This is a genomic window from Actinomyces sp. S6-Spd3, from assembly GCF_000758755.1.
Classification (GTDB): Bacteria; Actinomycetota; Actinomycetes; order Actinomycetales; family Actinomycetaceae; genus Pauljensenia.
The window spans coordinates 1-643 of sequence record NZ_JRMV01000027.1; the positions used below are offsets into that span (position 1 = coordinate 1).

Sequence of the window (643 nt, forward strand, 5' to 3'; positions counted from 1 at the left end):
AGAGGGCCCCGCCCATGGATACACCCAGAAATGTGACCAGGCCGCGGCGACCAGCCTTACGCGCACCCCGCATCAGGCGAACCATCGCAGCCACCAGGGGAACCAGCACGAACACTAGCGCGTTGAAGAAAGAAATCGGGTGGATCGCAACCGCACCCAGCGCAGCGAGCAGGAACAGCGCGGTCCAAAGCGTGGTGGTGCGCCACTGATTGGAAGAAAACAGGGCTCGCACCCATGCGTTTCCAAGCACCCACGCCAGAGTCAACAGGCCAGGCAGTAGTGCCATTGAAACCGCGTTAGGCCACTGCGCGTACATCGACACGAAGTCAGCTGGGAAACTCAAAGTAAGCGACGCGAGCACCGGCGCAGTAAGAGTTGCCACGCGATTGTCCCACAGATAGTGAGCGAAGGCCGCCATCCCCACAATCCACCAAACTAAAAGCGCCAAGGAAGACGTGTTCACCGTCTGCACAACAGTTGAAGGCGTTGCAAACAAAGCTGCGAACGCGTGCCACATAGACGGATAGTAAGTGCGCGCCTCGCCCATCAGGGAGAACATCGGAGACAAACCAAACAGCGAACCGTCGCCCGAATGCACCATCTGCCACACGCCGTTGTAATGGAACGACGGATCCCACTGTTG

The 643-nt window shown here is 58.8% G+C and carries 1 protein-coding gene; it reads right to left on the minus strand.

Annotation, left to right across the window (positions count from 1 at the left end; all coding sequences use genetic code 11):
- Positions 1-601: DUF6541 family protein (locus tag HMPREF1627_RS00200; protein WP_324606563.1), on the minus strand; the 601-nt coding region annotated here is incomplete at its 3' end.
- Positions 602-643 lie beyond the last annotated feature (42 nt).